The organism is Vreelandella neptunia (genome assembly GCF_000712975.1).
GTDB classification, from domain to species: Bacteria; Pseudomonadota; Gammaproteobacteria; order Pseudomonadales; family Halomonadaceae; genus Vreelandella; species Vreelandella qaidamensis.
In genome coordinates, this window is the sequence record NZ_JHQL01000001.1 from 680,018 (window position 1) to 697,634 (window position 17,617).

15 protein-coding genes are annotated in these 17,617 nt (G+C 52.9%); 7 read left to right on the forward strand and 8 right to left on the reverse strand.

The window, feature by feature from the left end; translation table 11 throughout:
- The first annotated feature begins 53 nt into the window (after positions 1 to 53).
- On the forward strand, positions 54 to 1,157 hold the full coding sequence (gene ribA, locus CR46_RS0103110) for a GTP cyclohydrolase II RibA (protein WP_030070033.1): 1,104 nt from the start codon (positions 54 to 56) through the stop codon (positions 1,155 to 1,157).
- Here the strand turns inward: ribA and CR46_RS0103115 are convergent.
- From CR46_RS0103115 to CR46_RS0103130, 4 genes are all read right to left on the reverse strand, one after another.
- Positions 1,154 to 1,942 (reverse strand): creatininase family protein, encoded by a 789-nt coding sequence (locus CR46_RS0103115; RefSeq protein WP_030070035.1) that lies wholly within the window; start codon positions 1,940 to 1,942, stop codon positions 1,154 to 1,156. The two genes, ribA and CR46_RS0103115, sit on opposite strands and share 4 nt — an antisense overlap.
- Positions 1,943 to 2,019: 77 nt before the next feature.
- Positions 2,020 to 2,802 (reverse strand): FkbM family methyltransferase, encoded by a 783-nt coding sequence (locus CR46_RS0103120; protein WP_030070037.1) that lies wholly within the window; start codon positions 2,800 to 2,802, stop codon positions 2,020 to 2,022.
- Complete coding sequence (gene mdoH / locus CR46_RS0103125; RefSeq protein WP_030070039.1) at positions 2,802 to 4,781, reverse strand: glucans biosynthesis glucosyltransferase MdoH; 1,980 nt, start codon at positions 4,779 to 4,781, stop codon at positions 2,802 to 2,804. The genes CR46_RS0103120 and mdoH overlap by 1 nt, the downstream gene beginning before the upstream one ends.
- The gene (locus CR46_RS0103130; protein WP_030070041.1) at positions 4,774 to 6,303 is read right to left on the reverse strand and encodes an OpgD/OpgG family glucan biosynthesis protein; all 1,530 of its coding nucleotides are present in this window, start codon (positions 6,301 to 6,303) and stop codon (positions 4,774 to 4,776) included. The genes mdoH and CR46_RS0103130 overlap by 8 nt, the downstream gene beginning before the upstream one ends.
- A gap of 176 nt (positions 6,304 to 6,479) precedes the next feature.
- On the opposite strand from CR46_RS0103130, the gene CR46_RS0103135 reads away from it, so the two are divergent.
- Positions 6,480 to 8,093 carry an alkaline phosphatase family protein gene (locus tag CR46_RS0103135; protein WP_051690105.1) on the forward strand — a complete coding sequence of 538 codons (1,614 nt, stop codon included), beginning with the start codon at positions 6,480 to 6,482 and terminating at the stop codon, positions 8,091 to 8,093.
- Entirely contained in the window at positions 8,090 to 9,499 is a 1,410-nt protein-coding gene (locus CR46_RS0103140; RefSeq protein ID WP_030070046.1) for a mannose-1-phosphate guanylyltransferase/mannose-6-phosphate isomerase, read from the forward strand. Before CR46_RS0103135 ends, CR46_RS0103140 begins: the two co-directional genes overlap by 4 nt.
- Before the next feature lie 16 nt (positions 9,500 to 9,515).
- On the opposite strand, the gene CR46_RS0103145 is transcribed toward CR46_RS0103140, so the two are convergent.
- From CR46_RS0103145 to CR46_RS0103160, 4 genes are all read right to left on the reverse strand, one after another.
- Entirely contained in the window at positions 9,516 to 9,866 is a 351-nt protein-coding gene (locus CR46_RS0103145; RefSeq protein WP_030070048.1) for a DUF4870 family protein, read from the reverse strand.
- A 17-nt stretch (positions 9,867 to 9,883) separates the two neighbouring features.
- Positions 9,884 to 10,816 (reverse strand): lysophospholipid acyltransferase family protein, encoded by a 933-nt coding sequence (locus CR46_RS0103150; RefSeq protein ID WP_030070050.1) that lies wholly within the window; start codon positions 10,814 to 10,816, stop codon positions 9,884 to 9,886.
- 3 nt (positions 10,817 to 10,819) lie between these two features.
- Positions 10,820 to 11,212 carry a DUF4870 family protein gene (locus CR46_RS0103155; RefSeq protein WP_030070052.1) on the reverse strand — a complete coding sequence of 131 codons (393 nt, stop codon included), beginning with the start codon at positions 11,210 to 11,212 and terminating at the stop codon, positions 10,820 to 10,822.
- An 87-nt stretch (positions 11,213 to 11,299) separates the two neighbouring features.
- Positions 11,300 to 11,683 (reverse strand): VOC family protein, encoded by a 384-nt coding sequence (locus tag CR46_RS0103160; protein WP_030070054.1) that lies wholly within the window; start codon positions 11,681 to 11,683, stop codon positions 11,300 to 11,302.
- Positions 11,684 to 11,723: 40 nt separating this feature from the next.
- Here CR46_RS0103160 and CR46_RS0103165 point away from each other — a divergent pair, with 40 nt between their 5' ends.
- The 4 genes from CR46_RS0103165 to CR46_RS0103180 all read left to right on the forward strand — a co-directional run bounded on the left by CR46_RS0103165 (position 11,724) and on the right by CR46_RS0103180 (position 17,614).
- Positions 11,724 to 12,362 carry a class I SAM-dependent methyltransferase gene (locus tag CR46_RS0103165; RefSeq protein ID WP_030070056.1) on the forward strand — a complete coding sequence of 213 codons (639 nt, stop codon included), beginning with the start codon at positions 11,724 to 11,726 and terminating at the stop codon, positions 12,360 to 12,362.
- 150 nt (positions 12,363 to 12,512) lie between these two features.
- The gene (locus CR46_RS0103170) at positions 12,513 to 13,883 is read left to right on the forward strand and encodes an MFS transporter (protein ID WP_030070058.1); all 1,371 of its coding nucleotides are present in this window, start codon (positions 12,513 to 12,515) and stop codon (positions 13,881 to 13,883) included.
- 180 nt (positions 13,884 to 14,063) lie between these two features.
- A complete protein-coding gene (locus CR46_RS0103175) occupies positions 14,064 to 15,854 on the forward strand; it encodes an acyl-CoA dehydrogenase (protein WP_030070059.1) in 1,791 nt (596 codons plus the stop codon).
- A gap of 128 nt (positions 15,855 to 15,982) precedes the next feature.
- Positions 15,983 to 17,614, forward strand: a complete 1,632-nt coding sequence (locus CR46_RS0103180; RefSeq protein ID WP_030070060.1) for an acyl-CoA synthetase — start codon at positions 15,983 to 15,985, stop codon at positions 17,612 to 17,614.
- The last annotated feature ends 3 nt before the right edge of the window (positions 17,615 to 17,617 follow it).

Here is a 17,617-nt window from a genome sequence, read left to right on the forward strand (position 1 = left end):
TTGCCCGACGCAAGCAAACGTTGTCCGCCCCAACAGGCAACTTGGAGGCCTACATGTATCACATTGAACGCGCTATTTTCGATATTCGCCGTGGATTGCCCGTGGTGATTAATACCGGAGAGCAACGCCTGTTGGTACAGGCACTTGAAGGCAGTGTGTCGGTCGATTCACTGGCGAAACTCTCCGGCTCTCGGCCAGCGTTGGTATTAACGCGTCATCGTTTGGAGGCAATGGGCATGTCGCTGAAAGCGGATGCGGCTTGCTTACCGCTCACCGAACAAATCAGTGAGCGTGATTTGCATCACCTTGCTGTATCCAATGAAGCGTCGGAGGCCCATTCACTGTTAAGCGGCCTGAAGCCTGCAGGCGTAGGGGAGCGAGGTGCTGTGGCGCTTATGCGTCGTGCGCTGTTGATACCGGCGGCGCTGTGCGCTGAGGTCAGTGCGGCATCCGCCGAGCATATTGCTCAGCAGCTATCAAAAGGTGAGCTGTTAGAAGTTAATGCCTGGGATGCAGAGAAGTGTTTAGCTGGCGCACCGGGGATGCTAAAGCGTGTAAGCGAGGCGCGTATTCCCCTGGAAGAAGCGCCTGAAAGCCGCTTTGTGCTGTTCCGTGAGCCTGACGGGTTACGTGAGCATGTGGCTGTAGTGATTGGTGATTTGGCTACTATCCCTGGGGCAGTTCCTTTGCGTATGCACTCGGCTTGCCTCACTGGTGATCTGTTCGGCAGCCTGCGCTGTGACTGTGGCGAACAGTTGCGTAATGCAGTGGCCGATATTCAAGCCATGGGTGGCGGCGTGCTGCTTTATTTAGCACAAGAGGGGCGGGGGATTGGTCTAGCGAATAAACTGCGCGCCTACACCTTGCAAGATGGCGGTTTAGACACCGTCGATGCCGACCAAGTACTAGGGTTTGGCGACGACGAGCGTCAATACGCCGTCGCGGTGGATATGCTCAATGCGCTAGAGATCGATAAAGTTCAGTTGTTAACCAACAACCCGCTAAAAATGGCAGCGTTGCGTGAAGGCGGTGTTGAAGTCGTCTCACGTCAAGCGCTCTACGGCAGTGTAACGGATCACAATCACCGCTACCTAAGCGCCAAAGCCAATCGAGCAGGGCATTTCTTAGACGAGGTACTTGAAGGGCGTGGGCGTTAATCTGACGTTTTCCGCGTGATAAGCGGTGGCAGGTGGGCGGTTTCAGCCACCACCTGCGCCAACTGAGTGGCGTAGTGCTTCACTAGCCGTTCACCTAATGCTTGATGAGCATCCGTTGCATCACCGGCAACGCCGAACGTACTCAGGTCCTCGGCAAGCCAGGCAAACGCGGCGCTACCCTCTGGGCTGACCATTGCGTCACCTTTAGGCATTGCCGGTGGGGTAGGTTGGTAGTTATCGAGCTGCACAAGCTCAGGCGCTAAATGCAGCATGATGGCGGTTTCCAGCAGGCCGCCATGCAATCCGTAGCGCAGCTCATCGGCATTAATAGCGCCTTCCAACGGCGGTAGCCGCGTATAAGTGGCTTTCACTACGCGCATTTCAAATTGCTTGCGTAGGGTTAATGCGGCAAGGTCCATCACGGCTTTATTGCCGCCGTGGCTATTAATCAACACCAGCTTTTTTATCCCTGTACTCGCAATGCTTTTGCCATAAGCTTCTAATGTCGCGATGGCAAGTGGAGCTGGTAGGCTCAGTGTTCCAGCAAAATTGGCATGTTCGTCGCTCGCACCGACGGCAATTGATGGCAGGCATAACACATCAAGCGCTGGGTCAATCATGGTTAACATGGCAGCTTGTAAGCCTTCTCCAATGATCAGGTCGGTACCTAATGGCAGGTGCGTACCGTGCTGCTCAATGGCCCCCAGGGTGATCACTGCAACTGGATCACCTTCGGCAATCGAGGCGAGTTGGGGAGCGGTGAGGGTTTGCCAGTGATAAATCATGTAGGTTCTCTTATTCTAAAAGCAGTGTTTTAAAGCTCGTGTTTTAAAGCCCGTGTTTTAAAATCGTTTTTGAAGAATTATGTGGACGCGCTTAACAGCGGATGGTCGGCACGGCAGGCGTAGAGATCCCCAGAGGCCAAGCCGTCGACGCCATCGTTGAGCCACTGGGTAATGGTTTCAGGGGATTGCCAGGTTGCCCAGCGGAAGTGGCGCTGCTCACCGGCAATTGCATTGAAGCGGTAGTCGCCAAGGCGGGACAGCTGTTCAACGCAGGCATGGCTGACCTCTAACACGCCCGCAACAAACTCTACCGAAAGCGCTGCTACCGCGTGGTTAAGCCCCATCAGTACCTCTGCTTCAAACCCTTCAACATCAATTTTTATAAAGCTAGGCTCGCCGTAAGTGGCAATGAGCTGATCCAGAGTAGTGACTTCCACTCTTAGCTGCTGTTCCCATTGTACGTGTTGAAAGCCGGGGTTTCGTTCGCCCACCTGGTGTCGCCATTCGGTCGCTAGGGTAGAGAGGGTCGGGTTGCTAACACTGATAGCGATATCCGCATAGCCGGGTTGCGGTCCAGCGGCCAGTGGTAAGAGCGTAATGTTCGGTCGATTGAGTATCCGTTTAAACCATTTGGCCAGTGCTGGCTGTGGCTCTAATGCCACTACTTTAGCACCTAGCGCGTGGAAGGCGGCACTACGGTCGCCTAAGTGAGCGCCAATATCAAAAGCGATATCGCCTGGTTGAATAAACGGACGATATAACTGCTTTAGGCTCCTTTGCCTTCCTGGCCGCCAGTAAATAAACAGTGAACGCGCCATACCGCTGGTACTGCGGAGCCGATGGAAAAAAGCAGAAGGCATTAGTAAGGCTCCTTAACGGGTGGGGCATGTTTGGTTGCTGTTTGAATGTGATAGCGAAATGACTGGCAGGGCATATCGCCTGGCTGTTCCTGGGGAAGCGCTAGAGAAAGTGTTAGCGACGGGCGAGATAAAGTAGCACTGGTTTGATGGCTGCGGCTTTCTAACGCGGCAAACTCCTCCAAAAGTGGTGGTTGTTGTGCTGAACTGGGTGTTTGCAGTAAGCCGAATTTTTGGCTAACGAGGCTTCCCCAAGTGGCACTGCTGGAATATTTCACCAGTGGAGCGGCTCCAATAAGCCCCAGCCATGCGGGAGTTAGCCAACCAAACGCAGAGGGTGAAAAAAGCATCATCGTGCCTGCCCAAGCTATACCACACAGCGTCATCCACCCAGTGTGGTGCCATGTTTCTCGCCAGCTTAGCGAACGCTCTCCCCGGTGTTGGGTTTGCCAGTCAATGGCCCGGCCAATCAATACGTTGACAATAAATAAGCTATGCCACGCCATCATCAGCGGTGCAATTAGAGCAGCAAACAGAATTTCTAATAACGTGCTGGTGACAAGCTTGAGTCGCCCGCCATACGCATGGGGGCATTGCCAGAACGTTAATAATAGACCCAGCAGTTTGGGGGCGAGCAGCATACCCAGCGTTACGCTTAACAGCCCCAGCGAGAGGGCTTCAGGCAACGGCGGGTTTGACGTGGACTCAATGGCTTGATAACCCACCATGAGGCTGGTGCAGAGTAGAAGCCCAAGCCAAACAAGCGAAGAAAGGTAGGCAAACGCGCCGAATAAAAAGTGGAGTCGACTAATCGGGTGAAACCCTGCGCCGGTGAGTAAGCGTAAGTGCTGCAGATTGCCCTGTAGCCAGCGGCGGTCACGCTTGGCAAAGTCGAGCATGTTGCTCGGCATGGCTTCAAAGCTGTTGTGTGACGCGCTGGCGTAAGGGTTATGTCGGGATACGGCGGTGGTCGCAGAGGTATCCAGTAACACCTGCCAGCCGCCCCGTTTAAGAAGTGCCGCTTCGACGAAGTCGTGGCTTAATAGCTCCCCGCCCAACGGTGGCTTACCTGAGAGTATAGGTAGCCCCGCATGGGCCATAAAGGCGCGTGTGCGAATGATCGCATTGTGGCCCCAGTAATTTGCCGCATCACCTTGCCAGAAGCTTTGGCCCGCTGCCAGCATCGGGCTGTAAAGTGCTGAGGCTAGCTGGGTAAAACGGCCAAATAGAGTACGTTGGCCAACGGGAATAGGGACCGTTTGAATAAGGCCTACGCTGGGTTGGCGCTGCATCCGGTGTACTAAGTGCAGCAGCGTAGCGCCACTCATTAGGCTGTCGGCATCTAGCACCACCAAGTAGTCATAGCGGCGGCCCCAGCGGCGACAAAACTCTGCAATATTGCCTGCTTTTCGGCCGTCATTATTAGGGCGTCGCCGATAATGAACGGCTATTTGTCCGGCAAGGCGCTGTTGCAAAGCAGCCACATGAGCCGCTTCGATATCTGCCATGGCCGGCTCTTGGGTATCGCTTAGCACAAACACTTCAAAGTATTTGTTGATAGCACTGGGAGTCCCTGCACCATACGCTTCTGCTTGCTGGAGAAGTGAACGACACGTTGCTTCTATTCCTGCAATGGTAGGGATGGGAGGCTCTGCATAAATAGGCATTACGAGTGCGGTGCGGCTGACTAGCAGGCTGGCATTAGGGTTCACAATAGCTTGGCGACGTAAGCTGAGTGGATCGCGGCGTAGCGCACAAAGCACAAACCCACATAGTGCCCCCCAAAATGCCAATGCTATCCAACTAAACGTAAATGCAAACAGTATTAGCATAGTGAGCTGCCAACCAATGGCCAGATTAGCAACTACCTTTGCCATTACGAGGCAGCCACCGATGCTTGTAGCTAACACCGCAAAAGCAAGGAAGGCTCGGCGACTGTTAAGCCAGGGGATTGAAGGCCGCAATGCGTGGAGATCAGGCATCGGGGTACCACACGTAATTCCAGGTTTCAGTAATGGGTTCTCCTTCAACCATCAGCCGTAGCCGGATATCTCTGGGCTCGCTGCTAGGGGGCAATCGGAAAGTGGCCCGTTGTCCGTTGTTGGGTAGCGTTTTGACTTGAGGTAGCAATACCTCGCCATTTTGCACGTTAATGTCCAGCTCGATTGGCTCGCTTGATGTCAGGTCATCCAGTTTGCCGCCCTGGAAGTCGACAATGAATTGGCGCTGATCAGCAGAGGGCGAGTCGGTCTCGCCTGGAACCGCTGCGCTTCCATGGCGGGTACGTACAACCTTGCCCAGTGAGTTAGTTTCGGGCTGTTTATTGAGCGTAAACGTTCGATAGTGAAGGTGGCGAGACTCGCCAGCAGTGAGCGCTTCCTCAGCCACCCAGTAAGCCACTATATTGTCGTGAGTTTCATCTGGCGTGGGAATCTCGACTAGCTCTACATGCCCTGGCCCCCAGTCAGTAAGGGGTTCTACCCACTGGCTGGGGCGGCGGTGATAGTGTGCTTCAAGATCCAGGTAGCGACCAAAGTCTCGCTCCCGTTGCATTAGACCAAACCCGGAGGGGCCATCGTCCATAAACGCTGATACGCGAACCGATGAGGGATTTTGCAACGGCCGCCAAATCCACTCGTCGGCCCCTGTGTGTATTAGTAAGCCATCAGAATCATGTACCTGGGGGCGAAAGTCATCTGGTCGTTCGGTGCTGGCTTCCCCAAAGGTGAACATGCTGGTGAGCGGCGCTATCCCAAGCTTTTCTATGTCAGAGCGTGCAAAGAGCGTTGCTTCTACCTCAGCCTCAGTGTTCTCGCCTGGCGTTAACATAATGCGGTAGGCACCGCTTAGCGATGGGCTATCCATAAGTGCGAGAAGCGTAATGCTGTCAGAATTTTCATCAGGCTTATAGAGCCAAAATTCGCGAAATTCAGGAAATTCCTCACCACTGGCTAGCGCAGTGTCAATAGCAAGTCCGCGGGTAGAAAGGCCATAGGCTTGATCACGCCCTACTAGACGGAAGTAACTTGCGCCAAGGAAAACAGCAAATTCATCGGCGTAATCCTCATTATTGATAGGATAGTGCAGCCTAAAGCCTGCGTGTCCGCTGCCCGTTAAGTCATTCTCCAACAAGCGGTTAGCATTACCGTCGTACTGGAAGTCATCGGCCGAGAAAGAGAGTGGTACAACGTCACCATTTTCGACCACATTAATTGTGACGGGTGTTTGAAATATAAATCCGCTATGAAATAGCTGCATACTGAAAGGGCTTTCATCGCGCCAGTAGGCGCGCTCGGGATTAAAACGGATTTGTCGATACAGGTCGTAATCTAACGACTTCAAAGCGCTGGGAAGCGTCTCATCTGGAGCTTGATAAGGCGTATCTGCTAAGGTTTGAGCGCGCTCGATAACGTGGTCAAAAATAACGTCATTGTTGGCAACTGCAGAAAAGGCGATCAAGCAGTTGAATGACAACATCCATTTTGCTGCAGTACGAACACTCATGGGCGAGTTCCTTTCGATTGCATGCCAACGTGGTAACCATAAAATCAGTATATGAAATATTTCAACAAAAGTTATACCATTAATCCTATTGGTATATGATTTATATGGTTGTGTGCAAGCTTTAAACTCCATTAAGCGTATAAAATCTAGGTGATTGCTATGCTGTTGAAGCGCTGATGATTCGTCTTCTACTTACGTGTGTAACGCTCAACTTTCTATTGGTAGTGCCGCTTTGGTGGCGTTTCGGTGAGATTGGCTCTCCTCTAATTGCTTGGGAAGCTTGGTTAATAGCGCCAATGATGCTGCTTATTCGCCCGGGCAATTTACGCCGCTGGATGGCTATTTTGTTGGTAGGTTGGCTCGCTTTGATAACAGCGGCCAATTTAGGCGATGCAGCCACACACACCGCGTTTGGGCGATCACTTAACCTCTATCTGGACGTGCCCTTGGTGCGCTCTATCTACCATTTGCTAGTAGGTAATGTAGGCCAAGTGGCAGCAACTTTCCTGATGTTGTTTGGCAGTGCGGCCCTGCTAGGTAGTTTATGGGTGATGCAGCGCTTACTCTTACCTGTTAAACATTTAGCTCTATGGCGGGCTACAGGGGTATCAGCCATCCTGTTAATGATTACAGCAGCGGGTTTTGCGATTTTCGAGGCTAACGGCAAGCGATTAGTCGCTAAATCAGCGTTACCTGCTGTGAACACCACGCGTTTCCAGTGGCAGCAGGTGGTGGCGACCCATCGGGCAAGAGTAGCGTTTACCGAACAGTTGCAGGATACACCGTTGGAGCCTAGACCCTTACCTGGTCTGTTAGGGCGCAACGTCTTATTAACGTTTATTGAATCTTATGGTGTATCGGCCATTAATGATTCTCGCTACAGCAATGTCGTACTTCCTACGCTAGATGACATACAGCAACGTTTGGGGCAGCGTGATCTACACGCTGTTTCGGGGTTGCTAGAAGCGCCTATTCGAGGAGGTCAGTCTTGGCTTGCCCATGCCACGGCATTAAGCGGTCGCTGGATTGATAATCAGCTATGGTATCGGCTGATGCTGGAGAGCGATCATTCAACGCTTATTAGTGATTTTAGTAGCACTGGGCAGCGGACGCTCAGTGTCATGCCAGCCATTACATTGGCTTGGCCGGAAGGGCTGGCCTACGGGTTTGATGAGATTGCAGCAGCGAAAGATTTACCCTATGCAGGCCCACCGCTGAACTGGGTCACGATGCCCGATCAGTTCACTCTGGATTACACCCAACGACATTTGTTAGGTGAGACGCCGGTGTTCGCGCAACTTGCGCTTATTTCTAGCCATGCGCCATGGACGCCAATTTTGCCTGTTTTAGAAGACTGGTCGATGATAGGCGATGGTCGTGTTTTCGCCCCCTGGGAGGAGGCCGGCGATCCGCCAGAAGTACTTTGGCAGGATATTGAGCGCATCCGTGACCATTACGCGTGGTCAATAGACTACGCTGTGAAGGTCACAGGGCGCTGGGCTGAGCGAGTGGTTGACGACAACACTCTATTGATTGTACTTGGAGACCATCAGGCGGCACCACTGATTACCGGCGACAATGCCAGTGCGGCGGTACCTGTGCATGTGATTAGCGGTGACCCACGACTCCTAGAGCCTTTTAAAGCACGTGGTTTTATTGATGGCATGCTGCCATCACTGGAAAGCCCTGAGGAGGCCGCGAAAATGAGCCAGCTGCGCCATTGGTTACAGCAAGACTTTGGCACGCCAGCATTAACCTCTTCTTTGTCAACGACAGGGACGACACCATGATCCAGCCTGTCATCCTTAGTGGTGGTAGTGGTACGCGGCTTTGGCCACTCTCTCGTGAGCAGATGCCAAAGCAGTTCTTACGCTTAACGTCTTCTCAAAGCCTACTGCAGCAAACGCTTACGCGGTTGTCCGGGTTAGATGCCCAGCCGCCGATGTTGATGGGACATCATGCTCATCGGTTCTTAATGGCGGAACAGTTGCGGGAGAGCGGGCTGCCGGGAACGTTGGTATTAGAGCCAGAAGGGCGTAACACGGCACCGGCAATTGCCTGCGCTGCCCTATTAGGGCGTCAAACGGGCGAGGATCCACTGCTACTTGTGCTTCCAGCAGACCACGTTATCGGCAATGTAGCAGCGTTCACTCACAGTGTCGCTTGCGCAGAACCGCTTGCTGCCCAAGGGTATCTCGTTACATTTGGCGTAGTCCCTACCTATCCAGAAACAGGCTATGGCTATATTGCATGTGGCAGCCCTGTGGGCGGTGGTCACCAGGTCTCGTCATTTATCGAGAAACCTAGCGCAGAGCGTGCTCAGCATCTTTTAGAGGCAGGCAATACCCTGTGGAATAGCGGTATGTTTTTACTGCAAGCATCCACTTACCTGTCTCAACTTGAACGGCTGCAGCCAGCCATGCTGGCAGCCTGCCAACAGGCTGTTAACGATGCTCATCGTGACTTGGATTTTTTACGTTTAGGTGAAGACGCATTTTGCTCATCACCGGCGGAGTCAATCGACTACGCTGTAATGGAGCATTGTGACCGAGCGGCCGTTGTCCCGTTGGATGCCCAATGGAGTGATATTGGCAGTTTTGATGCGCTGTGGGCAGCGCAAACGCCCGACCAAGCTGGCAATGTGGTTAACGGTGACGGGGTCCTGACCAACACGCAACGCTCGCTTGTTATTGCTAAGCACCGACTGGTGGCAACGCTCGGTGTTGAAGATCTGATCGTAGTGGAAACATCCGACAGCGTGCTCGTTGCACACCGCGATCAGGCTCAGCAGGTCAAACAGCTGGTGGCATCACTCACTCAAGCGGGTCGACGTGAACCCCACGCTGCGCCGTTAGTTCATCGCCCTTGGGGAAGCTTCCAGGCTATGGATAGTGGCGAGCGTTATCAAGTGAAGCACATCACGGTGAAACCTGGAGGGCGGCTTTCACTGCAGCGTCATCACCACCGTGCTGAACACTGGGTCGTCGTGAGTGGTACCGCCCAAGTCACTGTCGACGAGCGGACCTTTCTTGTCAGTGAGAACCAGTCCACCTATATCCCTATTGGTGCGCTGCACCGGTTGGAGAACCCAGGGAAAATTCCGTTGGAGTTGATCGAAGTCCAGTCGGGCAGCTATTTAGGAGAAGATGATATCGAGCGATTAGATGATGTATATGCTCGGCACAGTGATGAATAGGGAGAGTGGATACTTATTACCAGAGCCAGCTGCCAGGGCGGGCAGGTGGCTCTCCTTTTCGTACTGCAACCCAGCCAATAATACAGCGCACACCAAGCCACACGACTAATAACGGCCATAGCAAGGTGCCTACTAGCATTAAGCTAAGGGTGAAAGTGACGATAAAGTAGAGGCAGCCTATCCAAAACGTACGAATTAAATAGCGGTAGTGGGCTTGCAGCCACGGTGCCGCTTCCTTGCGATATACGTAAGCGACTATAACGCCAATCAACAGCGTAATATTGGCGGTTACTAAGCCCGCTAAGTAGAGCGCGTAAATGATTTGTGGTGGGCGCGTTTCCTCTTTGGGACTATAACGCTGGGACATATCTACCTCGTTACCCGTTAGTAAATCCGAAATTTTTTGGCGTTTGCCAGCCCTTGTTGCTGCTCTATGACTTTACGATAGCGCTTGTACTCCCACTGGTACTGCGCAGGATCAAGCGCAATTGACGCTTCGACGCTGGCATTAACACCGGTGGCTGAGACTACATCATCGGCGCTGTAAACCCGCTCATCGGCGTCAAGGAAATGAATCTCAAACCCCTTGCCAGGCACCCGTAAGGCAACGCCGGTGACTACCCTTGCCTGAGTACGGGCGACCAGTTTCGGTAGTAGCGTTGCCGTATAAGCATCGCGCCCATAAAAAGGAGCGAATACACCGCTGCCCCAGTTCGGTTCTTGGTCCGGTAAGATACCAATGGCTTCACTGCGCTTGAGTGCTTTGAGAAGGGCAGCAACGCCTCTAGCGTTGGTGGGTACCAAGCTTGCTCCCATGCGCTCGCGGCCATGGCGAATAATAGGCTCAAGGTCAGCAATTTTGGGTGGCTCGTACATGGCGGTGAAAGGGAAGTGGCTTGAGAGCCAAAAATTAAGCACTTCCCAGTTACCAAAGTGTGGAGCAAGTACAATGACGCCGCGGCCATCGGCACGGGCGTTGTCGAGTTTATCTCGGCCATGAACCGATAAAATGCTGGCCTCTACTTTTTCGGGAACAGCCATCCACGCATGGCCAAGTTCCAGCATAGTCGCTGCCGAGTGGCGCAGGCTTTGTACGGCAAGCGCTTTGCGCTGGCTGGCAGTGGCTTCTGGGTTGACCACTTCCAGATTGATTTCCGTCACCTGGCGCTCTCGTTTGCTAAAGCGATAGACCAGCGGGCCTAACAGCACGGCAATACGCCATAGCGCGGCTAGCGGCCAACGCGCTAGTAGCTTCCAAAGGGTCGTGATGGCACGTGCTTGGAAAAGTGATTTTTTAGAAGGTAGCTGTTCTGTCATAAATTACAGGAACCAGCTATCAACGTTGGTTGGCGCACGCTTCTCCTGCAAGCCCTTAAAGCCTTTCACACAGCGAACAATAAACCATACGGCCAACGCCAACAGCATAGGAATGCCAATCAGGATAAACGTTAACAGAGAGGCAATGCTGCCGTAGAGCAGCCCAATCCAAAACGTGCGAATCTGGTAGCGGTAGTGTTCATCAAGCCATTCAGGGCCTTTGCCTCGATAGACATAGGCGATGACGATGCCGATCAACGAAGTAAACCCTACCAAAAAGCTTGCCAAGTAAAGCGCGTAAATCACCATTGCCATGGTGGTATCTGGCTGTTCTGTGGACTTACTTTCGTTAATTACTTCACCTTCCAAAGGTGCTTTGTTGGCATCGTCGCGCATAACCGATCCTTTTTGCTATTCGCTATGAGACGCCCTAAAGGGCGCCGTTAAAGCTCACTATGATAGCGCGGCTGGCGCGGCTTATCATTAGCGAGTAGCAGGTCGGCAAATTTCCAGTAAATTACCGTCAGGGTCGCGTAAGTAAATCGACTCAATCGCGCCGTTAGCGCCTTGGCGTGCAACCGGGCCAAGCTCTACGTCAATAGCCAGCGCATCCAAGTGCTGTTTGAACTCATCCAGCGGCAATTGGCAGCGTAGGCACAAGTCCAGGCTGCCAGGGGTAGGGGTAGCAGAAACAGGCGCAATATCGGTATCGGTTTGATGCAGACGCAGGGCTGTATCGCCTAGCATAAGATCTACCCGCTGTGCGTCTCGGTAGCGCACATCTAGTCCCAGCACACGGGAGTAAAAATCCACGGCGCGACCCATATCAGTCACCGTAACAACAAGATGGTCCAAACCTGAGAGCATGCCACTTTCCTTAAAAACAAACGTAAAACATGAGAATACGATGATGCGACGCTGCCCGCTATGCAATATGCCTAAACCTGCGTTTTATCACCAAGACCGTCGCCGCGATTACTACCAGTGTGCCACGTGCGCTTTGGTGTTTATGCCTGCCGAGCAGCATTTAGATTCACGTCAAGAAAAAGCAGAGTACGACCAACATCAGAATTCGCCGCATGATACGGGATATCGGCAATTTCTGGGGCGTTTATTTGACCCGCTAGTGGCTAAGCTACCGCAAAGTGCCCAAGGGCTGGACTTTGGCTGTGGCCCAGGGCCGACGCTGTCAGTGATGTTTGAAGAGGCGGGGTTTGTAATGGCAGTTTACGATATTTTTTACGCCGCTGATGCTGAGGTGCTCAATCGGCAATATGACTTTATTACTGCCACCGAAGTGGTAGAGCACCTCGCGAGGCCAGGGGAGGAGCTTAGCCAATTGGTCGAAAAATTAGTCCCTGGTGGCTATCTTGGGATAATGACAAAGCGTGTCAGTACCCCAGAGGCGTTTGCCCGCTGGCACTATATTAATGACCTAACCCATGTGTGTTTTTTCAGTGAAGCGACGTTTTGTTGGTGGGCTGAGCAGCACGGGTTATCAGTGGAATTTCCTGGTAATGACACAGCAATATTTAAAAAACACTAATTTACATCCCATCGCTATGAAAAAGCATTGACTTTGTGGCATTCAAAGCAATAATTGCGCGCCCGTTTTCTGCCTGCCTAATGTAATGGCGTGCTTGAGATAGGCGAGCTAACGGCTAACTGCTCTTTATTCAGGCAAGGTGAGGTATACATGTCGCGGCAACTGCTAGCTATGGCGCTAGCGCCCTTATTAGGGCTGTTTATTCTTGGGATTGGCAATGGCTTTCTCGCCACGCTGATTACCGTGCGGCTAGATGCAGCGGGCGAGTCGGCAACGATGATTGGTATTGTCTCCTCGGCTTACTTCATTGGCTTAGCTTTGGGGGCGCTATTCAACGACCGCTTGCTACTGCGCATAGGCCACATTCGTGCTTATGGTAGCTTTGCCTCGTTGGTCGCTGTCACGGTGCTGCTGCAGGGGCTGTTTTTCGACCCTTGGGCCTGGTTTGTGCTGCGCTTGATTGGCGGCTGGGCAACCGTGGGTGTTTACTTAGTCATTGAAAGTTGGCTGCTGACTTCAGGCGATCAAAAAGTACGTGGCCGTTTGCTAGCGATGTATATGATCTCGCTATATGCCGCAGGTGTGCTGGGGCAGCTGCTATTGGGTGTGACCAGTGCCATGGGGGTGACGGCTCCCTTTATGGTGATTGGCTTGTTGGCGTCGTTATCAGTGTTGCCCATGGCCATGATTCCTCGGGTGTCGCCGATTATGGAACACGCTGAACCGCTACCCCCGCACCGCTTGATTACGATGACGCCAACAGGGGTAATGGGGAGTTTGGGGTCTGGTATGGTGGTGGCTGCCGCTTACACCTTGCTGCCATTGTATTTGCAGCGCATTGGTATGAGCGTTAATCAGGTGGGCCAAATGATGGCCGTCGTGATTCTTGGCGCCATGCTGCTTCAGTACCCCATTGGTCGCTGGTCTGATCGCCACGACCGCCAAATCGTATTGATCGCCATCAGCGCTTTCTGTGTGGTTATTTCTGTGGCCATGATATGGCTGCCGCTATCGACCCCTTTACTGGCGGCGCTACTGTTTTTACTGGGCGGCGGTGTGTTTGCGCTTTATCCAGTGGCAGTGAGCCATGCGGCTGATCGTGCCCCGGCAGGCGCGCTGGTACGCATGAGCCAGGGCTTGCTATTGATCAACTCTATAGGGGCTACCATCAGCCCGCTCATGATATCCCCGGTAATGACCGCCATGGGCGATGCTGGGCTGTTCTGGGCGTTTGGCTCACTGAGCCTGTTTTTTGTTTTGTTTTTCAGCTGGCGGCGTAGTGTGCGGCCAGCGCCAGTTCCTGTGGCTCCCTTTACACCGACAACACCAATGACAGCAGCAGGTGCAGAGCTAGTGGTGACTGAGGAACTGATGCAAGGCGCACTTGAGCACGAGCACCTGGAAGACCTTTCTGATGTTGTACCTGACGTGGATGCTGTTGAACCCATCGTTGGCCCACCCTCAGAAGATCAAACCCATATTGTTTATTACGATGATGTGGAAACTGATGCACGTCGATAACCAGTGCTGAGAGTGGGTGAAACGTAGCTAAAAACGTAGACAAAAACGCAGCTAGCAGGCTGATATTAATTCAGCAGGTGAGACCTTGGGCTAATGGTGTGATGAAAGTAGTGAAACTACTATTCGTGATAGTGTTTTTACTAGTTGCTATTTATCACCGATTTCCGCTGAGGTTTTGCCATGAATTATTATGCCGCGCCGGTACGCGATCTGCGCTTTGTACTCGAAGAGTTACTCGCGCACCGCTCGCTTGCACTGCCAGGCTTTGAAGAAGCCACGCCCGACTTGGTTGAGGCGGTGCTGGAAGAGGCAGCAAAACTCGCAGGTGACGTGTGGGGGCCGCTAAATAGTGTTGGTGACCGTCAAGGTGCTAAGCGACATACCGATGGTAGTGTGACCACCTCTGAGGGTTTTGCTGCTGCCTATCAGGCGTATGTGGAAGGCGGCTGGAACGGCATTGGTGTTTCTGAAGCGTTAGGCGGACAAAACCTACCTGAGGTGGTCGCCAGCGCCGTTCAAGAAATGCTTCACGGTGCCAATATGGCCCTGGGTCTTTGCCCTATGTTGACAGCAGGTGCGATTGAAGCGCTGGCGCATCATGGCAGCGAAGCGCTAAAAACGACCTATCTCCCCAAGTTAGTCGAAGGTACCTGGACAGGTACTATGAATCTAACGGAGCCTCAGGCAGGCTCCGACCTTTCTAAAGTACGCACCAAAGCCGTCCCCGAAGGCGACTACTACCGCATTAGCGGCCAAAAAATCTATATCACCTGGGGCGAACACGACGCTGCCGAAAATATCATTCACCTTGTGCTGGCGCGTAAACCCGATGCGCCCGAAGGCAACAAGGGCATTTCACTGTTCCTAGTGCCGAAGTTCCTGGTTAATGCAGACGGCTCGTTGGGCGAGCGCAACGACGTCACCTGTGCCTCTATCGAACACAAGCTGGGCATTCATGGTTCGCCTACCTGTACCTTGAGCTTTGGCGAAAATGGCGGTGCTATCGGGTATCTAGTGGGTGAAGAAGGGCGTGGCCTTAACCACATGTTCACCATGATGAACGAAGCGCGTCACAAAGTAGGTATTCAAGGTATTGGTGTAGCAGAGCGTGCCTGTCAGCATGCGTTTGCCTACGCCTTGGATCGCACCCAGGGGCGTTCGCCTAAATCTCGCGGTGGTAACGAATGCACGATCAGCGACCACTTAGATGTACGCCGGATGCTGCTTTCGATGCGGGCCCGTACCGATGCCCTTCGTGCCCTGGCGCTTTACTGTGCTGGCCAGCTTGACCTTGCCCGACACAGTGAAAGTGACACCGAGCGGCAAACTGCCCAGGCGTGTGCCGATGTGCTGATCCCTATTGTTAAAAGCTTTTCGACCGACCAAGCCGTGGATATCGCCTCGATGGGTATTCAGGTACATGGCGGGATGGGCTATGTGGAAGAAACGGGGGCCGCCCAGCTACTTCGAGACGCACGAATTGCGCCTATCTATGAAGGCACGAATGGCATTCAGGCCCTCGATCTGGCAGGCCGTAAGTTACAGCGTGACGGTGGTGCCGCGTTATCTGCATTAATTGACGAAGTGCAAAAAACCGCTGAAACAATGCGTTCAGAGCCTAGCTTAGCGGGGATGGGCAGCGCGTTAGCGGTTGGTGCTGACGATCTGCGGGCCGCCATGCAGCTTGTGCTTGAGCAAGGCAGTGACCCGGAAACGGGCCCAGACGCAGTGCAGGCCTATGCAACGCCGTTGCTCAGTCTCGCAGGCCACGTGCTATGCGCTTGGCAAATGGGCAATGCCGCACTGCACGCGACCAGTGCGCTGCAAAAAGGTAGTGACGAGCCGTTTTATCGTGCCAAGCTGTGTAGTGCCAATTTTGTTATTACTCAGTGGTTGCCTGCTGGCCGGGCACAACGTGCGGTTATTGAAGCGGGTATGCAGTGCTTAAATGATTTTGAATTAACGCCATAAACGATGGTGGGAAGCAGGATGGCTTCATTCGTTAATTTCCGCCGGCCCTCTGGGTCGGCGGCTTACGTTTAGCTGTCTTTAAACGGTCGTTTTAATGTGCGTATTAACCAATAACATAAAGGTGATTTATGAATGCTTCTATTTTTGAGCAAGGCATGCCCACCACAATTGCTAACCATGTACCGCTCTCTCCGCTGACCTTTATTGAGCGTTCGGCGGCGGTGTACCCCGATTACCCGGCGGTGGTGCATGGCACAACCCGCCGCACTTGGGGAGAAACGTGGACCCGCTGCCGCCAGTTGGCGTCGGCGCTTGAAAAGCGTGGTATTCAGCCAGGCCAAACGGTGGCGGCAATGCTGCCGAACATTCCGGCGATGTTTGAAGCTCATTTTGGGGTGCCTCTGGCAGGCTGCGTGCTCAATACCTTAAATATTCGCCTGGATGCCGAAGCAATTAGCTATATGCTGGCCCATGGTGAGGCGAAAGCTATTCTGGTTGACCCGGAATTTGCACAGGTTATTAACGAAGCTGTTGCCCTATTAGACGATAAACCGCTGATTATTGACGTTTTCGATCTAGAGTTTTTAGGCGAAACCCAAGGCATCGGTGACGTTGAGTACGAAGCATTGCTCGCAGAGGGTGATGCTGACTATGCCTACAAGCTGCCTGACAATGAGTGGCAAGCGATTTCACTGAACTACACCTCGGGCACCACGGGCAAGCCAAAAGGAGTCGTTTACCATCACCGTGGCGCTTACTTAAACGCGGTCAGTAATATCCTAGAGTGGGCGATGCCGCACCATCCAGTCTACCTTTGGACGCTGCCGATGTTTCACTGCAACGGCTGGTGTTTCCCCTGGACGATTGCCGCCAACGCCGGTGTTAGCGTGTGTCTGCGCAAAGTTGATCCAAAGCGGATTAATGACCTTATTGTCGATGAGAAGGTCACGCACTTCAGCGGTGCGCCGATTGTACTGAACGGCCTTGTGAACCTACCGGCTGACCAGAAGCGTGAATTTGATCATCCGGTTAAAGTGACCACCGCGGGTGCCGCACCGCCTGCGTCCGTGATTGCTGGGGTTGAGAAACTCGGCATTGAGGTGACCCATGTGTATGGGTTAACCGAGGTTTATGGCCCGGTGACGGTTTGTGCCTGGCGTGAAGCGTGGAATGAGCTGCCGCTGGAATCCCGTGCCAAAATCAAGGCGCGCCAAGGGGTGCGCTACCACATGCTCGAAGCGCTGTGTGTCGCTGACCCGCTAACCCTTGAGCCTGTCGCGAAGGATGGCGAGACCATCGGTGAAATTTTGATGCGTGGCAACAACGTGATGAAAGGCTATCTGAAAAATGCCGAAGCCACTGAGAAAGCACTAGAAGGTGGCTGGTATCACACTGGTGATCTCGCGGTTTGGCACGCCGATGGCTACATCGAGATTAAAGACCGCTCTAAAGACATCATTATTTCCGGCGGTGAAAATATCTCCACCATCGAAGTGGAAGATGCCATTTATAGCCATCCAGCAGTAGAAGAAGCCGCCGTTGTTGCCAAGCCCGATGAAAAATGGGGCGAGACGCCTTGTGCGTTTGTTAAATTAAAAATCGGTTATGGTGAAATTACTGAAGCCGACATTATTGCTCACTGCCGAGAGCATTTAGCGAGTTTCAAAGTACCCAAGACAATCATTTTTAGTGAGCTGCCAAAAACGTCCACGGGCAAAATTCAAAAATTTGTGCTGCGCGAAGAAGCCAAACAGCACTGATTC

Bases quoted from the DNA above. Each gene is read 5' to 3' on its own strand.
- ribA (WP_030070033.1), top strand. From the start codon at position 54: ATGTATCACATTGAACGCGCTATTTTCGATATTCGCCGTGGATTGCCC.
- CR46_RS0103115 (WP_030070035.1), bottom strand. From the start codon at position 1,942: ATGATTTATCACTGGCAAACCCTCACCGCTCCCCAACTCGCCTCGATT.
- CR46_RS0103120 (WP_030070037.1), bottom strand. From the start codon at position 2,802: ATGCCTTCTGCTTTTTTCCATCGGCTCCGCAGTACCAGCGGTATGGCG.
- mdoH (WP_030070039.1), bottom strand. From the start codon at position 4,781: ATGCCTGATCTCCACGCATTGCGGCCTTCAATCCCCTGGCTTAACAGT.
- CR46_RS0103130 (WP_030070041.1), bottom strand. From the start codon at position 6,303: ATGAGTGTTCGTACTGCAGCAAAATGGATGTTGTCATTCAACTGCTTG.
- CR46_RS0103135 (WP_051690105.1), top strand. From the start codon at position 6,480: ATGATTCGTCTTCTACTTACGTGTGTAACGCTCAACTTTCTATTGGTA.
- CR46_RS0103140 (WP_030070046.1), top strand. From the start codon at position 8,090: ATGATCCAGCCTGTCATCCTTAGTGGTGGTAGTGGTACGCGGCTTTGG.
- CR46_RS0103145 (WP_030070048.1), bottom strand. From the start codon at position 9,866: ATGTCCCAGCGTTATAGTCCCAAAGAGGAAACGCGCCCACCACAAATC.
- CR46_RS0103150 (WP_030070050.1), bottom strand. From the start codon at position 10,816: ATGACAGAACAGCTACCTTCTAAAAAATCACTTTTCCAAGCACGTGCC.
- CR46_RS0103155 (WP_030070052.1), bottom strand. From the start codon at position 11,212: ATGCGCGACGATGCCAACAAAGCACCTTTGGAAGGTGAAGTAATTAAC.
- CR46_RS0103160 (WP_030070054.1), bottom strand. From the start codon at position 11,683: ATGCTCTCAGGTTTGGACCATCTTGTTGTTACGGTGACTGATATGGGT.
- CR46_RS0103165 (WP_030070056.1), top strand. From the start codon at position 11,724: ATGATGCGACGCTGCCCGCTATGCAATATGCCTAAACCTGCGTTTTAT.
- CR46_RS0103170 (WP_030070058.1), top strand. From the start codon at position 12,513: ATGTCGCGGCAACTGCTAGCTATGGCGCTAGCGCCCTTATTAGGGCTG.
- CR46_RS0103175 (WP_030070059.1), top strand. From the start codon at position 14,064: ATGAATTATTATGCCGCGCCGGTACGCGATCTGCGCTTTGTACTCGAA.
- CR46_RS0103180 (WP_030070060.1), top strand. From the start codon at position 15,983: ATGAATGCTTCTATTTTTGAGCAAGGCATGCCCACCACAATTGCTAAC.